Origin of the sequence: Caloramator sp. ALD01 (assembly GCF_000472625.1) — a bacterium.
Lineage (GTDB): Bacteria > Bacillota > Clostridia > Clostridiales > Caloramatoraceae > Thermobrachium > Thermobrachium proteoclasticum.
This window is the reverse complement of the sequence record NZ_AXAA01000002.1, coordinates 121,272-143,132: the sequence shown is the minus strand read 5'-3', so window position 1 is coordinate 143,132 and position 21,861 is coordinate 121,272. Positions and strand designations below refer to the sequence as shown.

Sequence of the window (21,861 nt, the reverse complement as noted above, 5' to 3'; positions counted from 1 at the left end):
AAGGCATAATTTATATTATATAGCTGATTTAAAAACTAAATATAAGAGCCCTATGGAAGGATATAAGTGTTAAATTTCCTTCATAGGGCTCTTTTACATATAGTTCAAGATGTTTTTTATTTTTTATTTAGTAGGTTTGTTAGATTATTGTATATATCTTCTCCAGAATTTTTCCAATTAGTTCGTATCAATTCAATATCCTCCATAGTTTTAACCGGAAGCTTTATTTCAATTAGATTTTTTGCTCCCTTTTTCAAAATTAAATTTACTTCAAATCCATCCTTAATTGGCATATATTCAGCAGCAGGTTCTATTTTCTGTGTGCTTTCATTTTTGTTTTCAAAATAATCATCTAATTGTTCAATTTTTGCATCGGGTATTCTGTTTAAAAAGAAATTCAATGTGTCAGAGCCTTTACTACTAATTACTAAATATTGTTTCTTGTTATCGGTTATGGTATTTATAAAACCAGTATTTATGAGTTCAGATATATACTGCTGAAGAGTAAAGTAGTTTATTAGGTTATTTTCTAATATAATTTGTGTTAGCTGTGAATTAGTAGATGGCTTATTTAGTTTATTTAGTATGTATAAAATAATTAGTTTGTTTATGGCTAAATCTGTTACATCCATTTAATTTTTTCACCTCTTCATTTAATATCAAATTTATTATACCAACAAAGTTATCTATATTTCAACAAAATAGGATTAATTTTTTACAACAATATAGACATAAAAACAAGAAGGGTTAATCCCTTCCTGTTTATAGTTTTTCTAATTGTTTTCCGCTCATAAGTTCCTTTTCAGCCAGTGCAATCATTCTTTTAACCATTGCCCCACCGACTCTTCCGCAATCCTTTGATGGGATATTTCCCCAATAGTCTTCAGAGCCTTGATATACTGGAATCCCAAACTCTGATGCTATTTCATATTTTATGTTGTCTAAAATTTGATGAGCCTCTGGAACTAATTGAGTTCTTCCTGAACCATTCTGTCCTGCTGCCATTTTTATTCCTCCTTATGTACTTATGTTTTTGTTTAGTTATAATTTGTGTAGTTTAGTAAAAAATATGTTAGGAAGTTAAAGGAAAAGGGTTGCAGATTGCAACCCTTTTAGGTCAATTTTTCTTTGATAGGGATTTTTCTGTCTTTTCTTGTACCATGTCGTTTAACACTTTCTAATTGAGCCTTTTGAGATTTTGCTTCTCTGTGGTAATGTCTATCTTGTCCTAATAGGTTTTCTGAAGCAAATTCCTCTTGATGCCCAAACAGGTTTGTAAAGCGTGCCCTTCGCATGGTCATAAAAATCCCTCCTTTATTGACCTTATCTTTATTATTTGTTTCTATTTAAAAATTTAATACAGTTGTTTTAAATTTAAATTTATTAAAATAAATATGTATAAATAGAATGTTTTGGAGGGATAGAGTATTGAAGATTTTTATTTTAAGTAAAGAAAAAATAAAAAACATTGGGGTTGTTTTTTTAATTGTTTGTATTGCAGTATTATTTAAACTATCAGGTGGGTATAAGCTTATAGATGTTTTTTTAAATTCTAAAGCTGATTTACCTATTTATTCGGTAGAAACTAAGGAAAAGAGGGTTGCTTTAACATTTGATATTGGATGGGGGGATGAGTATATACCTTCTATTTTAAAAGTATTAGATGATAATAATGTAAAAGCAACGTTTTTTATATTAGGAACGTGGGTAGATAAATATCCAAACAGAGTAAAGGAAATAGATACTAAGGGGCACGAAATAGGAAATCATTCAAATAATCATATTTACTTTACAAGGCTTACAAAATCTAAAATAAAGGAGGAAGTATTTACAGCAAGTAGTAAAATAAAAAAGATAACGGGAAAGGAAACTAAATTGATGAGGGTACCATATGGTGATTACAACAGTGAAGTAATTAAAGCAATAGAAGAAACCGGCCATTATTGCATACAATGGGATGTTGACCCTATTGATTGGAGGACTATATCCCATCAGCAAATTGAAAAAACAGTTATATCAAAAACAAGAAATGGTTCAATAATTCTTCTGCATAATAGTAGTATGGAAACAGTAAAAGCATTAGACACAATTATAAAGGAACTAAAAAATAAAGGATATGAATTTGTTAAGGTATCGGATTTGATATATAAGGATAATTATTATATTGATTTTACAGGTAGACAGAAGCCATTAAATGAATAAGACATACATTATTAATATGTTTTAAGCCTCCTCCTTTGAATAAATAATAAAAAAATGTACAAGATATTAAAATAAGAGAGGAGGTTTCATTATGATAATAATTGGTATATTTGGAAGTAGAGGAAAGTCCTTTGTGGGTGATGTACTATTAGAATTTTTTAAGAAACATAAAAAAAATGCCTATGTAATTGGAACAAAGGATGATAGTGAGGAATCATTTTTTAATCTATTAAGAAATAGTATAGATTATATAATTATAGAGATTTCAAGAGAAGATATAATTAACAACAAAATAAACAAAATAAACAAAATAAAGTTTGATATACTAATACACACTGCTCTTGAATATGAAAAGGAAAGTCTGATTAAGTCTTATCAAAATTTAATTTCAAATCTAAAGGAAAATGGATATATTATTCTAAATGCAGATTCAATTCAAAAGATAGATTATGTATGTGAAAAAGTTTATCCCATTACATACGGTTTAAATGAACGTACAACAGTTTCAGCCTCAAGTATTGACGATATGAATGAATTATGCTTTAGTTATTGTCTTCAGAGAAGTATAGTAACTATAAATGGTAAACTGGTTCAGCCCTTTGAAAAACCACTTAAAGTAAAGGGCAAATATCAAGATGTTTATTACTATCTTGCTGCCTTAAGTACAGCTTTGTGTTTGGATTATGAATTTTAAAAAAATAGGTATAAAAAAATAAAAATCATAATATTTATATTTTAGATAGTAAAATCAAAAATGTACAAAGGGGATGGGATTATGAACGATTATCAATTAACATCAAACAAAGTGTATATTGAAGGTAAGGTAGTTTCGGAACTATCCTATAGTCACGAAATGTTTGGGGAAGCTTTTTATAACTTTACTGTTGAAGTCCCAAGGTTAAGTGAAACTGTTGATAGGCTTCCTATTACTGTATCAGAAAGACTTCTACCAACTGTTGATGTAAGTATTGGAAAGATAGTTAGTATTAAAGGACAGTTGAGGTCCTATAATAAAGTGGTAGATGGTACCAATAGATTAATACTAACTGTTTTTGCAAGGGATATTAATAACATTGATACTATTAGTACAAGCCCCAATGAAATATATTTAGATGGTTATATTTGTAAGGCGCCAGTTTATAGAACTACACCATTTGGAAGAGAAATAACAGACATATTAATTGCAGTAAATAGACCATATAATAAATCAGATTACATACCAGCAATTGCTTGGGGAAGAAATGCAAGATTTTCAAGTACACTTGAAGTAGGGACTCATATAAAGATTACCGGAAGAATACAAAGTAGAGATTATGAAAAGAAGATTTCAGAAACTGAAACAGCAAAGAGAACAGCTTATGAGGTATCTATTACAAAGATGGATAAGGTTGATGAGTAAAAAATAAGTTAACAAAAGGTATGAACCTTTTGTTAACTTATTTTCTTAAGTCCTCAAGTATTTGTGTTTTACTTTTTGTTTTTTCATCAACCTTTTTTATTACTTTAGCTGGAGAGCCAGCAACAACTACATATGGTTCCACATCCTCTGTTACAACAGAGCCTGCCGCAACTACAGCACCTTTTCCAATCTTAACTCCCTCTAATATAACTGCATTTGCTCCAATTAGAACCTCATCCTCAATAATAACAGGGTCTTTACTTGGAGGCTCTAAAACTCCTGCAATAACAGCACCAGCTCCAACGTGAACATTTTTTCCTATTTTACCTCTTGCACCAACTACAGCATTCATATCAATCATTGCACCTTCACCTATTTCAGCACCAATATTAATTACAGCACCCATCATTATAACCGCATTTTTACCGATTGAAACACCTTCTCTGATTATTGCACCAGGCTCAATTCTTGCTTCAATATGCCTAATGTCAAGCATAGGTATTGCAGAATTTCTTCTGTCCCATTCAATTCTATATTTTTTAATCTTATCTCTATTTTCATTAATAAACTTTTCGATTAAATGATTTTCTCCAAATAGAATAAAAAAGTTTCCTTCTCCATATATATCTATGTCTTCATTTTCAATGCCTTGTAAATTTCCATTTATATAAACCTTGACAGGCGTAGTTTTTTTAGCGTCCTTGATGTATCGTGCTATTTCGTATGGATTTGTTAGATCATATTCTGTTTTCATATCCATTATTTACCCTCCTTATAAATTATTATCAATAAATATACAATAGTATAAATAGTTTGTCAAATACAAATAAAAGTAGTATTCTATAATTAAGGATATTATGGGGGTGATATTTTGCTACAAAAAGGATGTATTCAAGTTTATACAGGTAATGGAAAAGGTAAAACAACTGCTGCTGTAGGTCAAGGAGTAAGAGCTGTAGGAAGAGGACTTAAGGTTTATATGGTACAGTTCTTAAAGGGAAATGATACAGGTGAACTACATAGTTTAAAAAGATTAGAGCCTGATTTTAAGGTTTTTAGATTTGAAAGGCCAAGAGGATTTTTTTGGACTTTAAGTGAAGATGAAAAGATTGAACTAAAAAAGGATATTGATAAAGGTTTTGAATTTTGCAGGGAAGTTTTAAAAAATAGGGAATGTGATGTTTTGATTATTGATGAGATGATGGGAGTTTTATCAAATAAACTTTTAGATGTACAAGAAGTAGTGGAGTTTTTAAAATCCAAACCCGAAAATATAGAAATAATACTAACAGGAAGAAATGTTCCTAAAGAAATAGCAGATGTTGCGGATTTAATAACTGAAATGAAGGATATTAAGCATTATTTCAATGAAGGAGTTCCAGCAAGAAAAGGAATAGAGTTTTGAAAAAGTTATGTAATAGTTAGCCCCATGAAGGATTTCTTAGGCATCGGTTCATTTCGCTAAGAAATTCTAAGCTTTTCTTTGTTTGAAAAAGTCCTACCTTCGCGATGCCATCGTCCTGATGGCCGCTCGGCTCGGCACGTCCTGTGCCGAATTACGGACTTTTTCAAAATCGAAAAGCAAGAATTGCTAATGCTTATGAAAGAGCCTTTGAAATCCTTTCATGGGGCTTTTTTATACTTTAGCTAATAATTAGGTTTGTCAACAATCTGCTACCTTAATAGGTGGGCAATTTATATTTTTATAAAGTAGATATAAATTTCTCTATTCTATCTAATCCTAATTTTAATTCCTCCATCGAATATGCGAAGGAAATCCTTATATGTCCTTCTCCATATTGCGAAAAGGCACTTCCAGGTACAACTGCAACTTTTTCATTTTCTAATAAACTTAAAGCAAAGTTAAATGAGTTGTTTGAATACTTTTTTATATTTGGAAATATATAAAAGGTTCCTTTAGGTCTTACAACATCAAATCCCATTTTTATAAGCCTATCATAAACATAATCTCTTCTTTTTTTATATTCATTCTTCATTGTTATTGAATCATCTATTCCATTTGTTAGAGCTTCAAGGGCAGCATATTGGCTTATAGATGTAGCACAAGTATTTAGATATTGATGAACTTTAATCATATGTTTTGTTATATAGCTTGGTGATAGTGTATATCCTATTCTAAATCCAGTCATAGAATGGGATTTTGACAGTCCGTTTATTACAATTGTTTTATCCTTTAAATTATTAAGTGCTCCTATTGAATTATGTCTTTCTTCATATACAAGTTCACTATATATTTCATCTGATAAAATAAATATATCTTTATCTTTAATGAAATCTGCTATTTCGTTTAATTCATCTAAGTTTAAGCATTGACCTGTTGGGTTTGATGGATAAGGAATAATTATGCATTTTGTTGAAGAGCCTATATTTTCTTCAAGTAATTTTTTAGTTAATTTAAAATTAGTATTTGAAGTATCTATGTATTTAACTTTTGCACCACATAGTTTTACGACAGGTTCATATCCCGGATAACAGGGTGCGGGTATTAAAACTTCATCACCTATGTTTAATATAGTTTTAAGTGCTATAAATATTCCTTCACTTGCACCACAAGTTACTATAATTTCATCATCGGGATTGTAATATAGATTATATTTTTTTTGAACAAAATTTGATATAGCTCTTCTTAGTTCAATAATCCCTGCATTGTGAGTATATATAGTTTTGTTATTTTCTAATGCTAACTTTGCAGCTTCTTTTATGTGATTTGGTGTATTAAAATCTGGTTGTCCTATAGTAAGTGAGATTACATTATCATATTTTGATACCATATTATAAAACTTTCTTATACCCGATATTTCAATGCTTCTTACATCTTTGTTAAGTAAATTTTCCATAATAACCTCCATCAGAAGACACTAATTTTTAAAAGCCCCATAAAGGATATTTTAAAATTAATTACAGATGAATGCATATATATCCTTTATGGGGTTAGCTATAAATTTATTTTAATATCCAACAATTGGTTAATAAGGTTAACTGTTTATTACATCCTGCATTGTATAAAAACCATTTTCTTTTCCAAATAAATATCTTGCGGCTTTTATTGCACCATAGGCAAATACATCTCTTGAAAGGGCAGAATGCTTAATTTCTATATTTTCAAAGGGACCTGCGAATAATACTTCGTGTTCACCAACTATATTTCCACCGCGAACAGCATGTATTCCAAGTTCATTTTTTTCTCGCTTTTGAGTTTTTGAATGTCTACCATAACTATAGTTTAATACATTTTCTAATGATTTATTTATTGCATCTGCAATCATTAATGCTGTACCACTTGGTGAATCAAGCTTTTGATTATGATGTTTTTCTATTATTTCTATATCGAAATTTTCATAGAGTACCTTTGCAGCTTGTGAAACTAAAGATAAAACTAAATTAACACCAAGGGACATATTAGCAGAATTGAGTATAGGTATAAATTTAGAGGCATCATACATTTTATTTTTTTCCTCTTCAGAAAAACCTGTAGTACAGATTACTAATGCAACTTTATTCCTCTTACCATATTCTAAAATAGAATCCAAACAGGTGTGGTTTGAAAAATCAATTAATACATCAACCTCTTCTTTAACTTCATCTAATTTTGAATATACTGGATAAGAATTGATAAATTTTGTTGTATCCTTATCAACACCACATACAACTTCAATATCATTGAGTGTTGATATAATTTTTGTTAAAGTCTGTCCCATACGTCCATTACAACCGTGCAATAATACTCTCATACATCCACCTCTAAGCAAGCTTTATTCCGTAATTGATCATTTCTTTTTTTAATATTTCAAGATTTTTAGGTGACATATCAACAAGAGGCAGTCTTAAGTGTCCTACCTTCATTCCCATTAGATTCATAGCAGTTTTTACTGGGATAGGATTAGTTTCAATAAATAATGCTTTTATTAATTGAATCATATTAAGTTGTAACTTTAATGCTTCTTTGTATTTACCCTGTAGGAATAATTGGCACATATCGTGGGTATCTTTAGGAAGAATATTCGCAACTACAGAAATAACCCCTTTACCTCCAAGTGACATTATTGGTATTACTTGATCGTCATTTCCAGAGTAAATATCAAGATTATCACCACAGAGCTGTGCAATTTCAGCTACTTGTGATATATTACCGCTTGCTTCCTTTACAGCAACTATATTATCAATTTTTGAAAGTTCAAATAGAGTTTCAGGGAGTATATTAAATCCAGTTCTTGAAGGTACGTTATAGATTATAATAGGTTTTGTAACAGCAGAAGCTATTGCTTTAAAATGTTCGATTGCTCCTCTTTGGGTTGTTTTATTATAATAGGGTGTTATAACTAAAAGACCATCAACACCAATTCCATCAGCCCACCTACTCATATCTACTGCTGCTTTAGTATTGTTGCTTCCTGTTCCAGCAATAACAGGTATTCTTCCCTTTACAACATCAACGGTAAATTTAATAGTTTCTTTTCTCTCTTGTTCAGACATAGTTGAGGCTTCACCAGTTGTTCCACATATAATAATTGCATCTGTCTTTTGGTCTATATGCCATTCAATAAGTTCTTCTAATTTTTTAAAGTCAACTCCGTCTTCGTTAAATGGCGTTACTATTGCAACACCGCTTCCAGTAAATAGGCTCATTTATAACCCATCCTTTCTAAAAAAATATCCTTAATATTATTATATAGCACTACTTGATTAAAAGTTCAGCAATTTGTACAGCATTTGTTGCAGCACCCTTTCTTATGTTATCTGCTACAACCCACATATTAATACCGTTTTCAATGCTCTCATCACGTCTTATTCTTCCAACAAAAACTTCATTTTTTCCCTCTGCTAATATTGGCATAGGATAAACATTATTTTTAACATCATCCATAAGCACTATACCTTTGCTTTGCTTTAATACTTCCTTTAACTCATCTATTTCAAAGCTCTTTTCAAACTCCACATTTATCGATTCGCTATGACCATAAAATACAGGAACTCTAACAGTTGTTGCTGTAATCTTTAAATCAGGTCTATGCAGTATTTTTCTTGTTTCGTTTATCATTTTCATTTCTTCCTTTGTATAGCCGTTATCCATAAATACATCTATGTGGGGTATTATGTTATATGCAATTGGGTGAGGGAATTTTTTTGGTTTTTCTCCCTTTATTCCATTTATTAAATCTTCATATCCACCCATCCCGGCACCTGATACTGCTTGATATGTTGAATAGATAATTCTTTTTATTCTGTATTTATCATCAAGAGGCTTTAGTGCGACCACAGCTTGAATAGTTGAACAGTTAGGATTTGCAATTATACCCTTATGCCATTTTATATCCTCTGGATTTACTTCAGGAACAACAAGAGGTACATCATCGTTCATTCTCCAAGCACTACTATTATCAACAACTATACAGCCTTTACTTGCTGCAATTGGTGCATATTTTAAACTTGTAGATGCACCAGCAGAAAACAAGGCGATATCAATACCTCTATCAAAGGAGTCTTCCTTAAGTTCCTCAACAATATAATCTTTATTGTTAAAATTGATTACGTTTCCAGCTGATTTTGAAGACGCGAAAAGAAAAAGATTTTCAATAGGAAAGTTTCTTTCCTTAAGTACATCAAGAAATTTCCTACCTACCATACCTGTTGCACCAACAACTGCCAATTTAATTCCCATTATATTTCCCCCTTTTTAGTTTTATCTAATATAGTTTATAAAATTATTTTATACATTATAACATATATTTAAAGATAATTACATACTGCAATTTATAATTATGCAACAATAGGTATTAACGAATAATTGTCGATTTGTGTAATAAATTCATATTGCAAAAAATATTGACATTACAGAAAAACACTGGTAAAATACAGAAAAAAGAAAAAGTTTAGTTCTTGTCCTTCAAAATTTAATTCTATTTGCCGCAAATTTATTTAATAAATGAAAAAAGTTAATCTTTCAACTCTAATATTCAGAAAAATATTGGTGTAATCTGTGGAATAAAATTTTTAAAAAAACATACAGTTTTATTAGGAATATAACCCGGCTGGGTTATAAATATAAATTTATATTAAAGGGGGAGCAGAAATGAACAAAAAGCTTGCGAGTTTTGCTGCAGGACTATTGGCAGCTATGATGCTATTAACATCCTGTGGCCCAGGTAAACAAACAGAAACAAAAAGAAAGGATGTAGCTACAGTAGAAAAGGCTACAAATCCAGCTAAACTACCTGATGTATCAAAAAATAGAAAGGACACACTGATTGTTGGTACAACAGCACCATCAGGTAAATTCAATCCAATTTATTCAGATTCAGTTTATGACTCTTGGGTAGTTAGCCTTGTTTTTGATGGATTAATTTCAAACGATGAACAGGGTAACCCAACTCCACTTATCGCAAAGGAATGGAAGATATCAGAAGATGGTAAGACTTATACTTTTACATTAAATAAGGGTGTTAAGTTTAGTGATGGTCAAGAAGTAACTGCAGAGGACGTAGCATTTACATTTACAGCAATATGTGACCCAAGCTATGATGGACCAAGAACAGATGCAGTTTCAAGCTTAGTTGGATATAAGGAATACAATGAAGATAAAGAAGGAAAGGTTAAGGAAGTTGCTGGTATAAAAGTTATTGATAAATATACAATATCATTTACATTAACAGAACCAAAGGCTCCAGCTATATATGATTTTGGTTATGGTATTATGCCAAAGCATATATATAATTTTGAAAAGGGTAATATAAAGCCACTTAAGGACAAGTTCCTAAGCCCAGTAGGTGCTGGTCCATACCTATTTAAAGAATACAAGGCTGGACAAGAAATAGTATTTGAAAAGAATCCAAATTATTGGAGAGGCGAACCAAAGATTGCAAAGATAGTTATGAAGGTAACAAATGCTACTACAGTAATCCAAGAATTAACAACTGGTAGTGTTGATATCGATAGAGTTCCAAGCAAGCCAGAACAAATTGACCTTGTTAAGAAGGCAGAATTCTTAGATATTTATAGATATCCATCAAATAGCTATGGATACATAGGATGGAATTTAAGAGATGAAAAGTTTAAGGATAAGAAGGTTCGTCAAGCACTTGCATATGGATTAAATAGAGCAGGCTTCATTCAAGCATACTACAAGGGACTTGGAGATGTATGTAATGCACCTGTATCAAAGGTATCTTGGGCATATACAGAAGATCTTAATAAGTATGAATATAACCCAGAAAAGGCAAATAAGCTTCTTGATGAAGCAGGATGGGTAAAGAAGGAAGATGGATACAGATATAAGGATGGTAAGAAGTTTACAGTTCACTGGATGACATATACAGGAAGTAAGTATGTTGAAGCATTAACTCCAATTCTAATTGAAAACTGGAAGCAAATAGGTGTTGAAGTAATTCCTGAATTGATGGAATTCAGCACACTTGCACAAAAGGTATTTGATGAACAAAAATTTGAAATGTATAATATGGCTTGGTCACTATCAATTGACCCAGATCCATCAGGAATATTCTCAATTGAACAAGATAAGCTTGGTGGATTCAACTCAGTAGGTTGGAGAAATGAAGAATCAGAAAAACTTATAAAGGAAGGCCTAAAAGAAACTAATATGGAAAAGAGAAAGGAAATTTATCAAAAATGGGTAAAACTTGCTAATGAAGAATTACCATATCTATTCTTAAGCTATGCAAATGACACTTATGCTGTAAGTGCAAAGGTTAAGGGATTAAGACTATCACCATTTACAGATTGGACATATGATATCCACAAAGTTGAACTTCAAGATGTTAAATAATAAATGCCCGGCCTTATGCCGGGCTTAATTTAGGGGGGATACAATGAGACAGTATATAACAAGAAGGCTTTTACAGATGATACCTGTGCTTATAGGGGTATCTATTATTATCTTCTTAATATTTCAAGCAGCTCCAGGCGATGCGTTAACTGGTATGATGGATCCTAAAATGTCCTATGAAACAAAGCAAAAATTAAGAAAACAGCTACACCTTGATGAACCAGGTATTATTCAATATAAATATTGGGTGCAAAATGTTTTAAAGGGTGATTTTGGAGAATCCTTTTATTTTAAACAACCAGTTGGAAAGGTTATGAATACATATATCTGGAATTCATTTTATCTTTCACTTGCATCCTTTATTTTAAGTGTATTAATTGCAATTCCTATAGGGGTAATTTCTGCAACAAGGCAATATAGTTTTATGGATTATTTCTTTACTGTATTTGCCTTGATTGGTATATCCATGCCGTCCTTCTTCTTTGGATTACTTTTAATAAAATGGTTTGCTGTTGATATAAAATTATTCCCAGTTTCAGGTATGATGACTGCAGGAAGCACAGCGGTTGGATTTGCCAAATTTAAAGATGTAATGTACCATATGACATTACCTCTTATAGTATTAACATTAGGTAGTGTTGCGGGTCTTATGAGATATACACGCTCAAGTATGCTTGAAGTTATAAGACAGGATTATGTAAGAACAGCAAGAGCAAAGGGATTAAGAGAAAAGGTCGTAATTTATAAGCACGCCCTTAGAAATGCTTTAATTCCTGTTGTTACAATATTTGGTATGTGGCTACCAGGCTTATTCTCAGGGGCTATGATAACAGAAGCAATATTTAATTGGCCAGGAATTGGACCTATTGAGCTTTTGGCTGTAAATAATAGAGATTATCCACTATTAATGGGTATAAATATGCTTCTTGCGTTTTTAACCCTCCTTGGAAATCTAATAGCAGATGTAACTTATGCATTAGTTGACCCAAGAATTAGATTAAAGTAGGGGGTGTGAGATATGGCAGAACTTAAAAAGAATACGAATAAAAATGTTGAATTAAAGGGTGCAAAAAAAGAAGATATAATGAGCCCTTGGAAGGTTGTTAAGCATAGATTAAGAAGAAACAAACTTGCAATGGTTGGTCTATATACACTATTATTTATGATTATACTTGCTATTTTTGGACCTATAGTACAAAAGTATGTATTTGGCATAACAATGGAAAAGATTGATTTATACAATATTTCAGCACCACCAAGCCTAAAGCATCCACTTGGAACTGATGAGGTTGGACGTGATATTTTAACAAGACTTATGTATGGCGGTAGAATATCTCTTACAGTAGGTATTGTTGCAGTTTCTATAAGTGTTGTAATTGGTAGTATAATTGGTGGAATATCTGGTTACTACGGCGGAGTGGTTGATGGGATTATAATGAGACTTGTTGATATATTTATGTGTTTCCCATTCTTCCCATTACTACTTATGCTTGCAGCTGTTCTTTCAGACTATAAGGTTGATCCAAAGTATAGAATATATTTTGTTATGATTATAATAGGTATATTGAGCTGGACAGGCCTTGCACGTATAGTAAGAGGACAAATATTATCCTTAAGAGAGCAGGAATTTATGCAGGCTGCTGAAGCACTTGGTCTTAGAGATAGAAGGAAGATTTTTAGACATCTTCTTCCAAATACCTTTGCTTCAATTATAGTATCTGCTACTTTAGGTATAGGTAGTGCAATTCTTTCTGAGTCTGCATTAAGCTACCTTGGTTTAGGTGTAACTCCACCATACCCATCTTGGGGACAAATGGTTCAGGTTGCAACTGACTATTATGTAATGCAATATGAGTATTGGAAGTGGATACCTCCTGGTGTTTGTATATTCTTGACAGTTATGGCAATAAACTTATTCGGAGATGGATTAAGAGATGCACTTGATCCAAAGCTTAAAAGATAGGGGGTATTAGAATGGGAGAATTATTGAGCATAAAGAATTTAAAGACTTATTTTTATACAGAAGATGGAGTAATAAAGGCTGTTGATGACGTTAGTTTATCAATAAGAGAGGGAGAAACCTTAGGTGTAGTTGGTGAATCTGGATGCGGTAAAAGTATAACTGCTATGTCTATACTTAAGCTTATTCCAAATCCACCTGGTAAAATAGTTGATGGTGAAATTATATTTGATGGCAAGGATTTAACAAAGGCAACCGATGAAGAAATCAGAAAAATACGTGGAAATAAAATATCTGTTATATTTCAGGAGCCTATGACTTCATTAAACCCTGTATTTACAATAGGTGATCAAATAATAGAAGCCATAGTTCTACACCAAAATATGAATAAAGAAAAGGCACGTGAAAAGGCTATAGATATGTTAAAGTTGGTTGGCATTCCAAGAGCAGATGAGGTTGTAGATGCCTATCCACACGAACTTTCAGGTGGAATGAGACAAAGGGCAATGATTGCAATGGCAATGGCTTGTAATCCAAAGCTTTTAATAGCAGATGAGCCAACTACTGCACTTGATGTTACAATTCAAGCACAAATACTTGATCTGATGAGAGATCTTAAGAATAAAACAAATACATCTATTATGCTTATAACTCACGACCTTGGTGTTGTTGCAGAAATGGCAGACCACGTTGTTGTTATGTATGCTGGAAAGGTCGTTGAAGAGGCTAATGTATATGAAATATTTAAAAATCCAATGCATCCATATACATTAGGATTGCTTGAATCAAAGCCAATATTAAATCAAGATAAGGATAGATTAAATTCTATACCCGGACAAGTACCAAATCCACTTAATATGCCAGAGGGCTGCTATTTCCACCCAAGATGTTCAAAGGCTATGGACATATGTAGAAGGGAACAGCCAGAACTTTGTAGTGTAAAAGATGGTCATAGGGTGGCTTGCCACCTCAACAGGGAGGTGAAGTAAAATGGCTGAGACTTTATTAAAAGTAGAAAATCTGAAAAAGTACTTTCCAATAAAGGCAGGAGTATTCCAAAGAACAGTTGGATATGTAAAGGCGGTTGATGATGTTTCATTCGAGCTAAAGGAAGGTGAAACATTAGGATTTGTTGGAGAATCAGGGTGTGGAAAATCAACAACAGGAAGAACAATATTGAGACTTTTAGATAAAACAGATGGTAGTGTGTATTTTGAGGGAAAGGATATATTTAAGTTAAGTAGAAAAGAGTTAAGAAGCATAAGACCTAAGATGCAGATTATATTCCAAGATCCATATAGTTCATTAAATCCAAGAATGACTGTAGGTGAAATTATAGGTGAGGCACTTGTAGATCACGGTATAGTATCTAAGGGTGAAGTTAAGGATAGAGTACTTGAGGCAATAGAAATGTGCGGACTTGCACCTTACCACATAAGAAGATACCCACACGAATTTTCAGGTGGACAAAGACAGAGAATTGGTATTGCAAGAGCACTTGTATTAAATCCTAAATTTATAGTTTGTGATGAACCAGTATCTGCTCTTGACGTTTCAATTCAATCACAAATTGTAAACCTTTTATGTGATCTACAACAAAAGTTTGGTTTTTCATATATGTTTATATCCCACGATTTAAGTGTTGTAAAGCACATAAGCCATAGGGTAGGTGTTATGTATTTAGGTTCACTTGTGGAACTTGCAGATAAGCACGAACTTTATAAAAATCCACTACATCCTTATACAAAGGCATTGCTTTCTGCAGTTCCAATACCAGACCCAACGCTAAAAAGGGAAAGGATAATATTACAGGGAGATATTCCAAGCCCAGCAAATCCGCCAAGTGGATGTAAATTCCATACAAGATGCCCATACAAAAAGGATATTTGTTCACAGGAAATACCTAAATTTAGAGATGTGGGCGGAGGACACTTTGTTGCGTGCCATTTAGTATAAAATATACCCCCTCAAGGACAAAATAATCCTGAGGGGGTGTTTTATATGACAACACCATTTAAAAAGAAGGTAAAGGCAAAGATTAAAGCTAAAAAGCCTTTAAGTGATGAAGAACTTGAAAGGGAAAAAATTAAGTATGAAATAGCAGAGGAATTAGGGCTTATAGATAAAGTTAAAAAATACGGTTGGAGTGGTTTAACGGCAGAAGAGACTGGCAAAATAGGTGGAATAATGACCAAGAGAAATAAGGATGCAGGCAGAAGATGGAACAAATAGGGGGCAATTATGCCCCCTATAGATATGCCTTTAGTAGTTTTAATTGCCCTTCTATTGTAAATTCTTCTTTCTTTGCTGGAATCATAAAAGTTTTGCCTGCAGATATGTCATATATTTCTCCATTATAATTGAGTCTTCCATTACCTTCGATACACATATAAATATGGAAGGATTCTCCATTTGTTTTATCAAAATATTTATTTTCAACATTGATTTCATCAACAGAAAAATAGTTGCACTTTGCAATATTCGATAAACTATATCCATTAAATTTTTGGGATACTGGAGATACTACTTTACCACTTATATTAAAATCAATTACATCAAGAGCCTTTTCAATATGAAGTTCTCTTGGTTTACCGTTTTTATCAACTCTATTCCAGTCATATACTCTGTATGTAGTATCGCTATTTTGTTGTATTTCTGCAATTACGATTCCATCAAGTATAGCGTGAACGGTGCCAGAAGGAATAAAAATTACATCACCTTTTTTTACAGAGACATAATTTAAGCAATCCTCCAATTGTTTGTTAAAGAGGGCTTCTTTAAATTCTTCCTTTGTTGTTCCTTCCTTTACACCATATATAAGCTTAGCATCATCTTTTGCATCAACCACATACCACATTTCAGTTTTACCAAAATCTCCTTCAAATTTAAGTGCATATTCGTCGTTAGGATGAACTTGAACAGAAAGTTTATCATTTGCATCTATGTATTTAATTAGAAGAGGAAATCTATCATATTTTAGAGCTTTAGTTCCAAGTAATTCTTCTTTATATATATCTATTATTTCTTGTAGAGTTTTTTCTTTATATATTCCATTTTCGATTATACTCATCCCATTTTTATGACAACACACTTCCCAGCTCTCTGCAGTTTTTTCATAGGGTAAACTACGGCCAAATATTTTATTTAAATTCTGTCCTCCCCATATAATTTCTTTATAAACGGGTTGAAAAAATAATGGATATAGCATAAAATACCTCCTGTAAACTATTTTATTTATTCTTACTTTATTTTAACAAAACAATAAAAGAAAATAAATATAGGAGTTGAAATAAATGGAACAATACTCAAATTTATCTTTAGTATATGATGAGCTTATGGATGTAGATTATAAGAAATGGGCAGATTTTGTTAGCACATATTTTAAAAATAAAAATATTGAATTAAAATACAAAAAAGGTCTCGAACTTGGCTGTGGTACAGGAAATATGACTATTTATTTAAAAAAACTTGGATTGGATTTAGTGGCATTGGATAGTTCAGAGGATATGCTTACAAAGGCAGAGGAGAAATTAAGAAGAGAAAGATTAAGAGCTACACTATTGAAACAGGATATAAGAAGTTATAATTTAAATAAAAAATTTCCCTTTATATTTAGTTTTTGTGACTGTTTTAATTACATAACAAACTATAAGGATTTAGAAAGTTCATTTAAAAATGTTTATAATCATTTAGAAGATGATGGTTATTTTTTATTTGATATTAGCACAGAATATAAATTAAGAAATCTAATAGGAGAAAAGACATTTACATTAAATAGAGAGGATATATGCTATATATGGGATAATTATATAAATGAAGATATATTGGAGATGTATATTACCTTCTTTGTAAAGGAAGGAAAATATTATAGAAGGTTTGATGAAAGGCATATACAAAAAATTTATAGGGTTGAAGAGATTATAGAAGTTCTAAACAAAATAGGTTTTAAAGAAGTTGAAGTTTTTGATGACTATAAATTTAAAGATTATAGTCAAGATAGTATTAGAGCTGTATTTGTTATAAAGAAATGATAATAATTACTCATCTTCATCACAAAGTTCAACATCTTTATCTTTAATTCTGATGCTAATTTTTAAAAAGTCATTTTCGATTTTTATTTTTTTCTTTTTACCATCTTTAGATTGACGTACCTTTACTTTAAGTTTATCTTTTTGGGTATCCACAAAAAACACTCCAATAAATCATTATATAATTATAATATTCTTTAATTTTTCAAGTGTTACAACAATAATACTTTATACTTTAAATATTGACTTGTATTGTACAGATTTGTATAATTAACCTAAATTTTATCCCTAAAATATTTTATACTTAGGAGGAAATAATATGGGTAAATTAGTTAGAGCAACAGCCTCAAATGGAGATATAAGACTATTTGCAGCAATTACAACAGATATAGTAGAAAAAGCAAGACAAATACACGATTTAAGCCCGACTGCATCAGCAGCCCTCGGTAGATTATTAACAGCAGGCAGTATAATGGGAGCAATGCTAAAGGGTGAAAAGGATACGCTGACATTGTCTATGAATGGTAGAGGGCCAGCAGGTAATTTAGTAGTTGTTGCAAATTCAAAGGGTAATGTAAAGGGTTATATATCAAATCCACACGTAGAGTTGCCATTAAATGATAAGGGAAAACTTGATGTTGGTGGTGCAATAGGTAAGGATGGATTTTTAAACGTAGTAAAGGATATGGGACTCAAAGACCCATATATTGGAAGTGTTCCTATATATACTGGAGAAGTTGGAGATGATATTGCATACTATTTTACAGTTTCAGAACAGGTTCCATCTGCAGTAGCGTTAGGTGTGCTTGTTGATACAGATATTTCTATAAAATCAGCAGGGGGATTAGTTATACAAATGATGCCGGGTGCAAACGAGCTACTTGCAGATATTATTACATTTAGACTGCAAGAAATACCACCTCTTTCTACATTAATAGCAGAGGGAAAAACTTGCGAAGATATATTAAACTTACTGTTTGACGATATGGATTTAAAAATACACGAAGAGATAGATATAGCTTACGAGTGCGATTGTTCAAGGGAAAGAGTTGAAAAGGCACTTATTGCATTAGGAAAAGAAGAACTTGAGAGATTAAAGGAAGAGGAAGAGATTATGCAGGTAGAGTGCCATTTTTGTGAAAGAAGATACCAATTTACAAAGGATGATATACAAAATTTAATAAATTCAATTAAATAAAGATATAAAATATAATATAAAGCCTCATTATGGTTATGTTGCATTAAACTATAAGTGGGGCTTTAAAATTTACGATAAAAAATTAATAATCCTATAAACTTTAGTTTTTTTTACACGATAAATATTAATGATAATACTGTAAAGGGTGTGTGGTATGAAAAAGGAAGATTTGGGGGTTTTAAAAATATCAATGAGTTATTTCTTACTTGGTACTATTTGGGTGTTTTTTTCTGATAAAATATTATTTAAATCATTGAAATTCAGTGAAGGTTATTTGAATTATTCGATTATTAAGGGGATTGTCTTTATTGTATTTTCATCTGTATTTATTTTTGTTTTAGTAAAAAGGGAAATAAATAAAAGAATAAAGATTTGGGAATATTATGCAACACACGATGCTATGACAAAGTGTCTAAATAGAAAAGCAGGTTTAGAAAAATTAAATACACTGCTAAAAAACTATTCATTGCGTTCACCCATATCAATTATTTATGTTGATTTAAATAATTTAAAAATGATTAATGATAATTATGGCCATAGTGAAGGAGATAAGGCTATTATTAGAATCAGTAAAATATTCAAACAATCTGTTAAAAAGGATGATTTTGTTGTTAGATTAGGTGGAGATGAGTTTTTGATTGTTCTTTTGAATTCTGATGAGAAGAATGCAGAAAAAATTATTGAAGTTATAAATGAGAAGATAAATGTATTAAATCTATCAAGTAGAGTAGAACTAAGTATAAGCTGTGGAGTTGCAACTTATACACAAGAATATATAAATATAGAAGACTTTATAAACGAAGCAGATAGAAGGATGTATGAAAATAAGAAGCTTTTTCACTCACAGTTAAAATTTGCATAAAATAATTTTAAAAACGTATTGACAAAAATATAAATTCATTGTATTATAATTTATGTCAAATGAATTGGGCGCGTAGCTCAGCTGGGAGAGCATCTGCCTTACAAGCAGAGGGTCACAGGTTCGAGCCCTGTCGTGCCCACCATAATGGCCCAGTAGCTCAGTTGGTTAGAGTGCCGGCCTGTCACGCCGGAGGTCGAGGGTTCGAGCCCCTTCTGGGTCGCCAACTGGCCAGATAGCTCAGTAGGTAGAGCAGGGGACTGAAAATCCCCGTGTCGCTGGTTCGATTCCGGCTCTGGCCACCAATTTTATATGCGGGAATAGCTCAGTTGGTAGAGCGTCACCTTGCCAAGGTGAATGCCGCGGGTTCGAGTCCCGTTTCCCGCTCCAGAAATTAATATGGCGGCATAGCCAAGTGGTAAGGCAGAGGTCTGCAAAACCTTTATTCCCCAGTTCGAATCTGGGTGCCGCCTCCAAAGAATAGGGATAGAAGTAAAACTTCTATCCCTATTTTGCTAGTACGCATAGTTTTAATGAAGGAGCGAGTTTGTCAATGGAAAAATTTATAGAAATACCAAATCTCCCAAAGGGGGAAGTCTCTTTGGTTGTGTGTGATGGAAGAATAAACTCAGATGTTGAATATAATTTAAGAGAGATGGGAATTAAAATTATCAAAACAAATAAACAAAAATTATTGTATGAAGCTGTATCCTATCATCCTGACATATTATTTCACCATCTTGGGGGGGATAAAATAGTTATTGCACCCAATGTTGATGACAAATTTTATTATGCCTTAGAAGATGAGGGTTTTAATTTGATATTAGGCAAAGATAAGATTGAAGGTATATATCCAAAGGATGTTTTATACAATGTTGCAAGACTAAAGGATGTTGCCATTTTAAACATAAGATATACTGATGAAGTTTTACTGGATGAATTAATAAAAAGAAACATTAAACTTATTGATGTAAAGCAGGGCTATGCTAAATGTTCTGTATGTATTGTATCAGAGGATGCAATAATTACGTCTGATAGAGGAATCTATAAAAAGGCTTTGCAAAATTCAATAAACTCCCTTCTAATTAAACCAGGATATATTGATCTTTTTGAACTAAACTACGGTTTTATTGGAGGATGCACAGGATTTATTTCAAATGACACCATAGCTTTTTACGGTGAAGTTGAATCACATCCTGAAGGTACTGAAATAAAAAATTTTTTGAATAAATTTGAAAAAAAACATCAAAATCTATCAAAAGGTAAATTAATAGATTATGGTACATTAATACCTCTTAAGGAATATTGTATAATATAACTTTTTAAGTTTATTAGTATATGTTTTTTCTACGAACATATACTAAACTTGAAGGGAGTGATAATATGATTCTCCTATCAATTGGATTTAGTAAGGATAATAAAGAATTTTATGATAGATTAAACGAGCTCTGTCAGTATTTTAAAGAAAAAGGCGTAAATATTGCTCTATGTGAAAATAAAGTATCTAATATGAATTATATAAAGTGTGTTTTAAAGGAGACAGAAAGGGATATAAAGGTCTTTGATAGTTTTAGCGAAATGTTTTATATATATGTTTCGAACCTTATCTATGAATATATAGTGAATTATTATGATTCTGTTTCCATAGAAAAGATTATAAAAAACAATTATGATTTCTTATCCAATGAGGATGCAGAAATAATAAAAGAAAAGTGTATAATGGCATTAAACGGAACAGGTATATTTACACAGGATGGAATACAGCTCATTATAAATAGAAAAAATACAATTTTAAAATTAATAGAAGAATATTTAGATGAAAACAAAGAGCTTATTATAGATGGTTTTATTACCTTTAGATTAAGAAACTTTTCTAATGATTTAAAAAATATAGTAGAAAAGATTACAGAGGAATATATCATTGAAAAGGAATACAGTGAGTTTATAAAGCTTTTAAAATATTTTGTAGATATACAGGAGAGTAAGTATGAGGTTGTTAATGTTATAATACAGAAGGATGGTAATTATTTAATCTACGATAAACAATATAAAAATATAACATCAGAGTTTTTTGAGGATTTTTCTTCTGACATTAAAATAGATGCAACTATTCACGATATGTTAATTAGTGCACTTATTACCTTTGCACCACAAAATATAGTGATTCACGGAGTTGAGAATTCAAAAAGTCAGGAGACAATTGAAACAATAAAAAATATATTTTCTGATAGGTTAAAAATTTGTAGTGGTTGTGAAATTTGTAAGTCAATTAACAATATTATATTGACATAGCTTAATGTAATTAATATAATATTAATTAAAATATAAAAAGGCGATGAAGGGGAAGAGTAAATCAAACCCAGTTACCAGAGAGGGAAATCCGTAGGCTGAAAGATTTCCTTAATATGGATGAT

At 31.5% G+C, this 21,861-nt stretch carries 25 protein-coding genes, 5 tRNA genes and 1 other annotated feature (1 of these 31 cut by a window edge); of the genes, 20 read left to right on the top strand and 10 right to left on the bottom strand.

The annotated features are described in order from the left end of the window. Positions 1 to 116: 116 nt before the first annotated feature. The 3 genes from A3M9_RS0101725 to A3M9_RS0101715 form a co-directional block, all read right to left on the bottom strand. A complete protein-coding gene (locus A3M9_RS0101725; protein ID WP_027307678.1) occupies positions 117 to 632 on the bottom strand; it encodes a DUF4364 family protein in 516 nt (171 codons plus the stop codon). Positions 633 to 762: 130 nt separating this feature from the next. Further along, positions 763 to 1,005, bottom strand: a complete 243-nt coding sequence (locus A3M9_RS0101720) for an alpha/beta-type small acid-soluble spore protein (protein ID WP_027307677.1) — start codon at positions 1,003 to 1,005, stop codon at positions 763 to 765. A 107-nt stretch (positions 1,006 to 1,112) separates the two neighbouring features. Continuing rightward, positions 1,113 to 1,301, bottom strand: a complete 189-nt coding sequence (locus A3M9_RS0101715) for a hypothetical protein (RefSeq protein ID WP_027307676.1) — start codon at positions 1,299 to 1,301, stop codon at positions 1,113 to 1,115. 127 nt (positions 1,302 to 1,428) lie between these two features. Between A3M9_RS0101715 and pdaB the strand changes: the two genes are divergently transcribed. From pdaB to A3M9_RS0101700, 3 genes are all read left to right on the top strand, one after another. Beyond that, on the top strand, positions 1,429 to 2,202 hold the full coding sequence (gene pdaB / locus A3M9_RS0101710; RefSeq protein WP_035165645.1) for a polysaccharide deacetylase family sporulation protein PdaB: 774 nt from the start codon (positions 1,429 to 1,431) through the stop codon (positions 2,200 to 2,202). Between the two features lie 91 nt (positions 2,203 to 2,293). Further along, positions 2,294 to 2,896: a Mur ligase family protein gene (locus A3M9_RS14050; RefSeq protein ID WP_027307674.1), complete on the top strand. Its 603-nt coding sequence runs from the start codon at positions 2,294 to 2,296 to the stop codon at positions 2,894 to 2,896. An 81-nt stretch (positions 2,897 to 2,977) separates the two neighbouring features. Further along, positions 2,978 to 3,601: a single-stranded DNA-binding protein gene (locus tag A3M9_RS0101700; protein ID WP_027307673.1), complete on the top strand. Its 624-nt coding sequence runs from the start codon at positions 2,978 to 2,980 to the stop codon at positions 3,599 to 3,601. Positions 3,602 to 3,638: 37 nt separating this feature from the next. Here A3M9_RS0101700 and dapD read toward each other — a convergent pair whose 3' ends face one another. Continuing rightward, positions 3,639 to 4,355: a 2,3,4,5-tetrahydropyridine-2,6-dicarboxylate N-acetyltransferase gene (dapD, locus tag A3M9_RS0101695; RefSeq protein WP_035165660.1), complete on the bottom strand. Its 717-nt coding sequence runs from the start codon at positions 4,353 to 4,355 to the stop codon at positions 3,639 to 3,641. A 114-nt stretch (positions 4,356 to 4,469) separates the two neighbouring features. Between dapD and A3M9_RS0101690 the strand changes: the two genes are divergently transcribed. After that, entirely contained in the window at positions 4,470 to 5,006 is a 537-nt protein-coding gene (locus tag A3M9_RS0101690; protein ID WP_027307671.1) for a cob(I)yrinic acid a,c-diamide adenosyltransferase, read from the top strand. A gap of 298 nt (positions 5,007 to 5,304) precedes the next feature. Here A3M9_RS0101690 and A3M9_RS0101685 read toward each other — a convergent pair whose 3' ends face one another. The 4 genes from A3M9_RS0101685 to A3M9_RS0101670 all read right to left on the bottom strand — a co-directional run bounded on the left by A3M9_RS0101685 (position 5,305) and on the right by A3M9_RS0101670 (position 9,281). Continuing rightward, positions 5,305 to 6,459: an aminotransferase A gene (locus tag A3M9_RS0101685; RefSeq protein WP_027307670.1), complete on the bottom strand. Its 1,155-nt coding sequence runs from the start codon at positions 6,457 to 6,459 to the stop codon at positions 5,305 to 5,307. A 138-nt stretch (positions 6,460 to 6,597) separates the two neighbouring features. Beyond that, positions 6,598 to 7,353 (bottom strand): 4-hydroxy-tetrahydrodipicolinate reductase, encoded by a 756-nt coding sequence (gene dapB / locus A3M9_RS0101680; protein ID WP_027307669.1) that lies wholly within the window; start codon positions 7,351 to 7,353, stop codon positions 6,598 to 6,600. Between the two features lie 10 nt (positions 7,354 to 7,363). Next, positions 7,364 to 8,248: a 4-hydroxy-tetrahydrodipicolinate synthase gene (dapA, locus tag A3M9_RS0101675; protein WP_027307668.1), complete on the bottom strand. Its 885-nt coding sequence runs from the start codon at positions 8,246 to 8,248 to the stop codon at positions 7,364 to 7,366. Between the two features lie 49 nt (positions 8,249 to 8,297). Next, positions 8,298 to 9,281, bottom strand: coding sequence for an aspartate-semialdehyde dehydrogenase (locus tag A3M9_RS0101670; RefSeq protein ID WP_027307667.1), 984 nt, complete (start codon positions 9,279 to 9,281; stop codon positions 8,298 to 8,300). Positions 9,282 to 9,692: 411 nt separating this feature from the next. On the opposite strand from A3M9_RS0101670, the gene A3M9_RS0101665 reads away from it, so the two are divergent. The 6 genes from A3M9_RS0101665 to A3M9_RS0101640 are packed head-to-tail and all read left to right on the top strand — an operon-like array spanning position 9,693 to position 15,594. Continuing rightward, a complete protein-coding gene (locus tag A3M9_RS0101665) occupies positions 9,693 to 11,402 on the top strand; it encodes a peptide-binding protein (RefSeq protein ID WP_027307666.1) in 1,710 nt (569 codons plus the stop codon). Positions 11,403 to 11,445: 43 nt separating this feature from the next. Then, positions 11,446 to 12,408, top strand: coding sequence for an ABC transporter permease (locus A3M9_RS0101660; protein WP_027307665.1), 963 nt, complete (start codon positions 11,446 to 11,448; stop codon positions 12,406 to 12,408). A 12-nt stretch (positions 12,409 to 12,420) separates the two neighbouring features. Next, complete coding sequence (gene opp4C / locus A3M9_RS0101655) at positions 12,421 to 13,365, top strand: oligopeptide ABC transporter permease (protein ID WP_027307664.1); 945 nt, start codon at positions 12,421 to 12,423, stop codon at positions 13,363 to 13,365. 11 nt (positions 13,366 to 13,376) lie between these two features. Continuing rightward, positions 13,377 to 14,351 carry an ABC transporter ATP-binding protein gene (locus A3M9_RS0101650; protein ID WP_027307663.1) on the top strand — a complete coding sequence of 325 codons (975 nt, stop codon included), beginning with the start codon at positions 13,377 to 13,379 and terminating at the stop codon, positions 14,349 to 14,351. A 1-nt stretch (position 14,352) separates the two neighbouring features. Then, complete coding sequence (locus A3M9_RS0101645; protein WP_027307662.1) at positions 14,353 to 15,318, top strand: ABC transporter ATP-binding protein; 966 nt, start codon at positions 14,353 to 14,355, stop codon at positions 15,316 to 15,318. 45 nt (positions 15,319 to 15,363) lie between these two features. Continuing rightward, on the top strand, positions 15,364 to 15,594 hold the full coding sequence (locus A3M9_RS0101640) for a small, acid-soluble spore protein, alpha/beta type (RefSeq protein WP_027307661.1): 231 nt from the start codon (positions 15,364 to 15,366) through the stop codon (positions 15,592 to 15,594). Between the two features lie 16 nt (positions 15,595 to 15,610). On the opposite strand, the gene manA is transcribed toward A3M9_RS0101640, so the two are convergent. Next, entirely contained in the window at positions 15,611 to 16,570 is a 960-nt protein-coding gene (gene manA, locus A3M9_RS0101635; protein ID WP_027307660.1) for a mannose-6-phosphate isomerase, class I, read from the bottom strand. Positions 16,571 to 16,655: 85 nt separating this feature from the next. Here manA and A3M9_RS0101630 point away from each other — a divergent pair, with 85 nt between their 5' ends. Further along, entirely contained in the window at positions 16,656 to 17,393 is a 738-nt protein-coding gene (locus tag A3M9_RS0101630; protein ID WP_027307659.1) for a class I SAM-dependent methyltransferase, read from the top strand. A 6-nt stretch (positions 17,394 to 17,399) separates the two neighbouring features. Here the strand turns inward: A3M9_RS0101630 and A3M9_RS14555 are convergent, their stop codons facing one another. After that, positions 17,400 to 17,546, bottom strand: coding sequence for a hypothetical protein (locus A3M9_RS14555; RefSeq protein ID WP_156897854.1), 147 nt, complete (start codon positions 17,544 to 17,546; stop codon positions 17,400 to 17,402). Between the two features lie 163 nt (positions 17,547 to 17,709). Between A3M9_RS14555 and hslO the strand changes: the two genes are divergently transcribed. From hslO to ytxC, 9 genes are all read left to right on the top strand, one after another. After that, positions 17,710 to 18,588: an Hsp33 family molecular chaperone HslO gene (hslO, locus tag A3M9_RS0101620; RefSeq protein WP_027307658.1), complete on the top strand. Its 879-nt coding sequence runs from the start codon at positions 17,710 to 17,712 to the stop codon at positions 18,586 to 18,588. A gap of 154 nt (positions 18,589 to 18,742) precedes the next feature. Further along, the gene (locus A3M9_RS0101615; RefSeq protein ID WP_051350546.1) at positions 18,743 to 19,450 is read left to right on the top strand and encodes a diguanylate cyclase; all 708 of its coding nucleotides are present in this window, start codon (positions 18,743 to 18,745) and stop codon (positions 19,448 to 19,450) included. A gap of 66 nt (positions 19,451 to 19,516) precedes the next feature. Next, a tRNA-Val gene (locus A3M9_RS0101610) sits at positions 19,517 to 19,592 on the top strand. A gap of 4 nt (positions 19,593 to 19,596) precedes the next feature. Then, positions 19,597 to 19,673 (top strand) — tRNA-Asp (locus A3M9_RS0101605). A gap of 3 nt (positions 19,674 to 19,676) precedes the next feature. After that, positions 19,677 to 19,752, top strand: a tRNA-Phe gene (locus A3M9_RS0101600). A 9-nt stretch (positions 19,753 to 19,761) separates the two neighbouring features. After that, positions 19,762 to 19,837 (top strand) — tRNA-Gly (locus A3M9_RS0101595). A gap of 11 nt (positions 19,838 to 19,848) precedes the next feature. After that, positions 19,849 to 19,923 (top strand) — tRNA-Cys (locus tag A3M9_RS0101590). 77 nt (positions 19,924 to 20,000) lie between these two features. Next, complete coding sequence (locus A3M9_RS0101585) at positions 20,001 to 20,765, top strand: DUF6873 family GME fold protein (protein WP_035165644.1); 765 nt, start codon at positions 20,001 to 20,003, stop codon at positions 20,763 to 20,765. 65 nt (positions 20,766 to 20,830) lie between these two features. Beyond that, entirely contained in the window at positions 20,831 to 21,739 is a 909-nt protein-coding gene (ytxC, locus tag A3M9_RS0101580) for a putative sporulation protein YtxC (protein ID WP_051350545.1), read from the top strand. A gap of 34 nt (positions 21,740 to 21,773) precedes the next feature. Then, positions 21,774 to 21,861 (top strand) — a binding site (T-box leader) (it continues 123 nt past the right edge of the window).

What these genes read in the sequence shown, in the direction of transcription:
- A3M9_RS0101725 (WP_027307678.1), bottom strand. Translation starts at nt 632, where the DNA reads ATGGATGTAACAGATTTAGCCATAAACAAACTAATTATTTTATACATA.
- A3M9_RS0101720 (WP_027307677.1), bottom strand. Translation starts at nt 1,005, where the DNA reads ATGGCAGCAGGACAGAATGGTTCAGGAAGAACTCAATTAGTTCCAGAG.
- A3M9_RS0101715 (WP_027307676.1), bottom strand. Translation starts at nt 1,301, where the DNA reads ATGACCATGCGAAGGGCACGCTTTACAAACCTGTTTGGGCATCAAGAG.
- A3M9_RS14050 (WP_027307674.1), top strand. Translation starts at nt 2,294, where the DNA reads ATGATAATAATTGGTATATTTGGAAGTAGAGGAAAGTCCTTTGTGGGT.
- A3M9_RS0101700 (WP_027307673.1), top strand. Translation starts at nt 2,978, where the DNA reads ATGAACGATTATCAATTAACATCAAACAAAGTGTATATTGAAGGTAAG.
- dapD (WP_035165660.1), bottom strand. Translation starts at nt 4,355, where the DNA reads ATGAAAACAGAATATGATCTAACAAATCCATACGAAATAGCACGATAC.
- A3M9_RS0101685 (WP_027307670.1), bottom strand. Translation starts at nt 6,459, where the DNA reads ATGGAAAATTTACTTAACAAAGATGTAAGAAGCATTGAAATATCGGGT.
- dapB (WP_027307669.1), bottom strand. Translation starts at nt 7,353, where the DNA reads ATGAGAGTATTATTGCACGGTTGTAATGGACGTATGGGACAGACTTTA.
- dapA (WP_027307668.1), bottom strand. Translation starts at nt 8,248, where the DNA reads ATGAGCCTATTTACTGGAAGCGGTGTTGCAATAGTAACGCCATTTAAC.
- A3M9_RS0101670 (WP_027307667.1), bottom strand. Translation starts at nt 9,281, where the DNA reads ATGGGAATTAAATTGGCAGTTGTTGGTGCAACAGGTATGGTAGGTAGG.
- A3M9_RS0101665 (WP_027307666.1), top strand. Translation starts at nt 9,693, where the DNA reads ATGAACAAAAAGCTTGCGAGTTTTGCTGCAGGACTATTGGCAGCTATG.
- A3M9_RS0101660 (WP_027307665.1), top strand. Translation starts at nt 11,446, where the DNA reads ATGAGACAGTATATAACAAGAAGGCTTTTACAGATGATACCTGTGCTT.
- opp4C (WP_027307664.1), top strand. Translation starts at nt 12,421, where the DNA reads ATGGCAGAACTTAAAAAGAATACGAATAAAAATGTTGAATTAAAGGGT.
- A3M9_RS0101650 (WP_027307663.1), top strand. Translation starts at nt 13,377, where the DNA reads ATGGGAGAATTATTGAGCATAAAGAATTTAAAGACTTATTTTTATACA.
- A3M9_RS0101645 (WP_027307662.1), top strand. Translation starts at nt 14,353, where the DNA reads ATGGCTGAGACTTTATTAAAAGTAGAAAATCTGAAAAAGTACTTTCCA.
- A3M9_RS0101640 (WP_027307661.1), top strand. Translation starts at nt 15,364, where the DNA reads ATGACAACACCATTTAAAAAGAAGGTAAAGGCAAAGATTAAAGCTAAA.
- manA (WP_027307660.1), bottom strand. Translation starts at nt 16,570, where the DNA reads ATGCTATATCCATTATTTTTTCAACCCGTTTATAAAGAAATTATATGG.
- A3M9_RS0101630 (WP_027307659.1), top strand. Translation starts at nt 16,656, where the DNA reads ATGGAACAATACTCAAATTTATCTTTAGTATATGATGAGCTTATGGAT.
- hslO (WP_027307658.1), top strand. Translation starts at nt 17,710, where the DNA reads ATGGGTAAATTAGTTAGAGCAACAGCCTCAAATGGAGATATAAGACTA.
- A3M9_RS0101615 (WP_051350546.1), top strand. Translation starts at nt 18,743, where the DNA reads ATGAAAAAGGAAGATTTGGGGGTTTTAAAAATATCAATGAGTTATTTC.
- A3M9_RS0101585 (WP_035165644.1), top strand. Translation starts at nt 20,001, where the DNA reads ATGGAAAAATTTATAGAAATACCAAATCTCCCAAAGGGGGAAGTCTCT.
- ytxC (WP_051350545.1), top strand. Translation starts at nt 20,831, where the DNA reads ATGATTCTCCTATCAATTGGATTTAGTAAGGATAATAAAGAATTTTAT.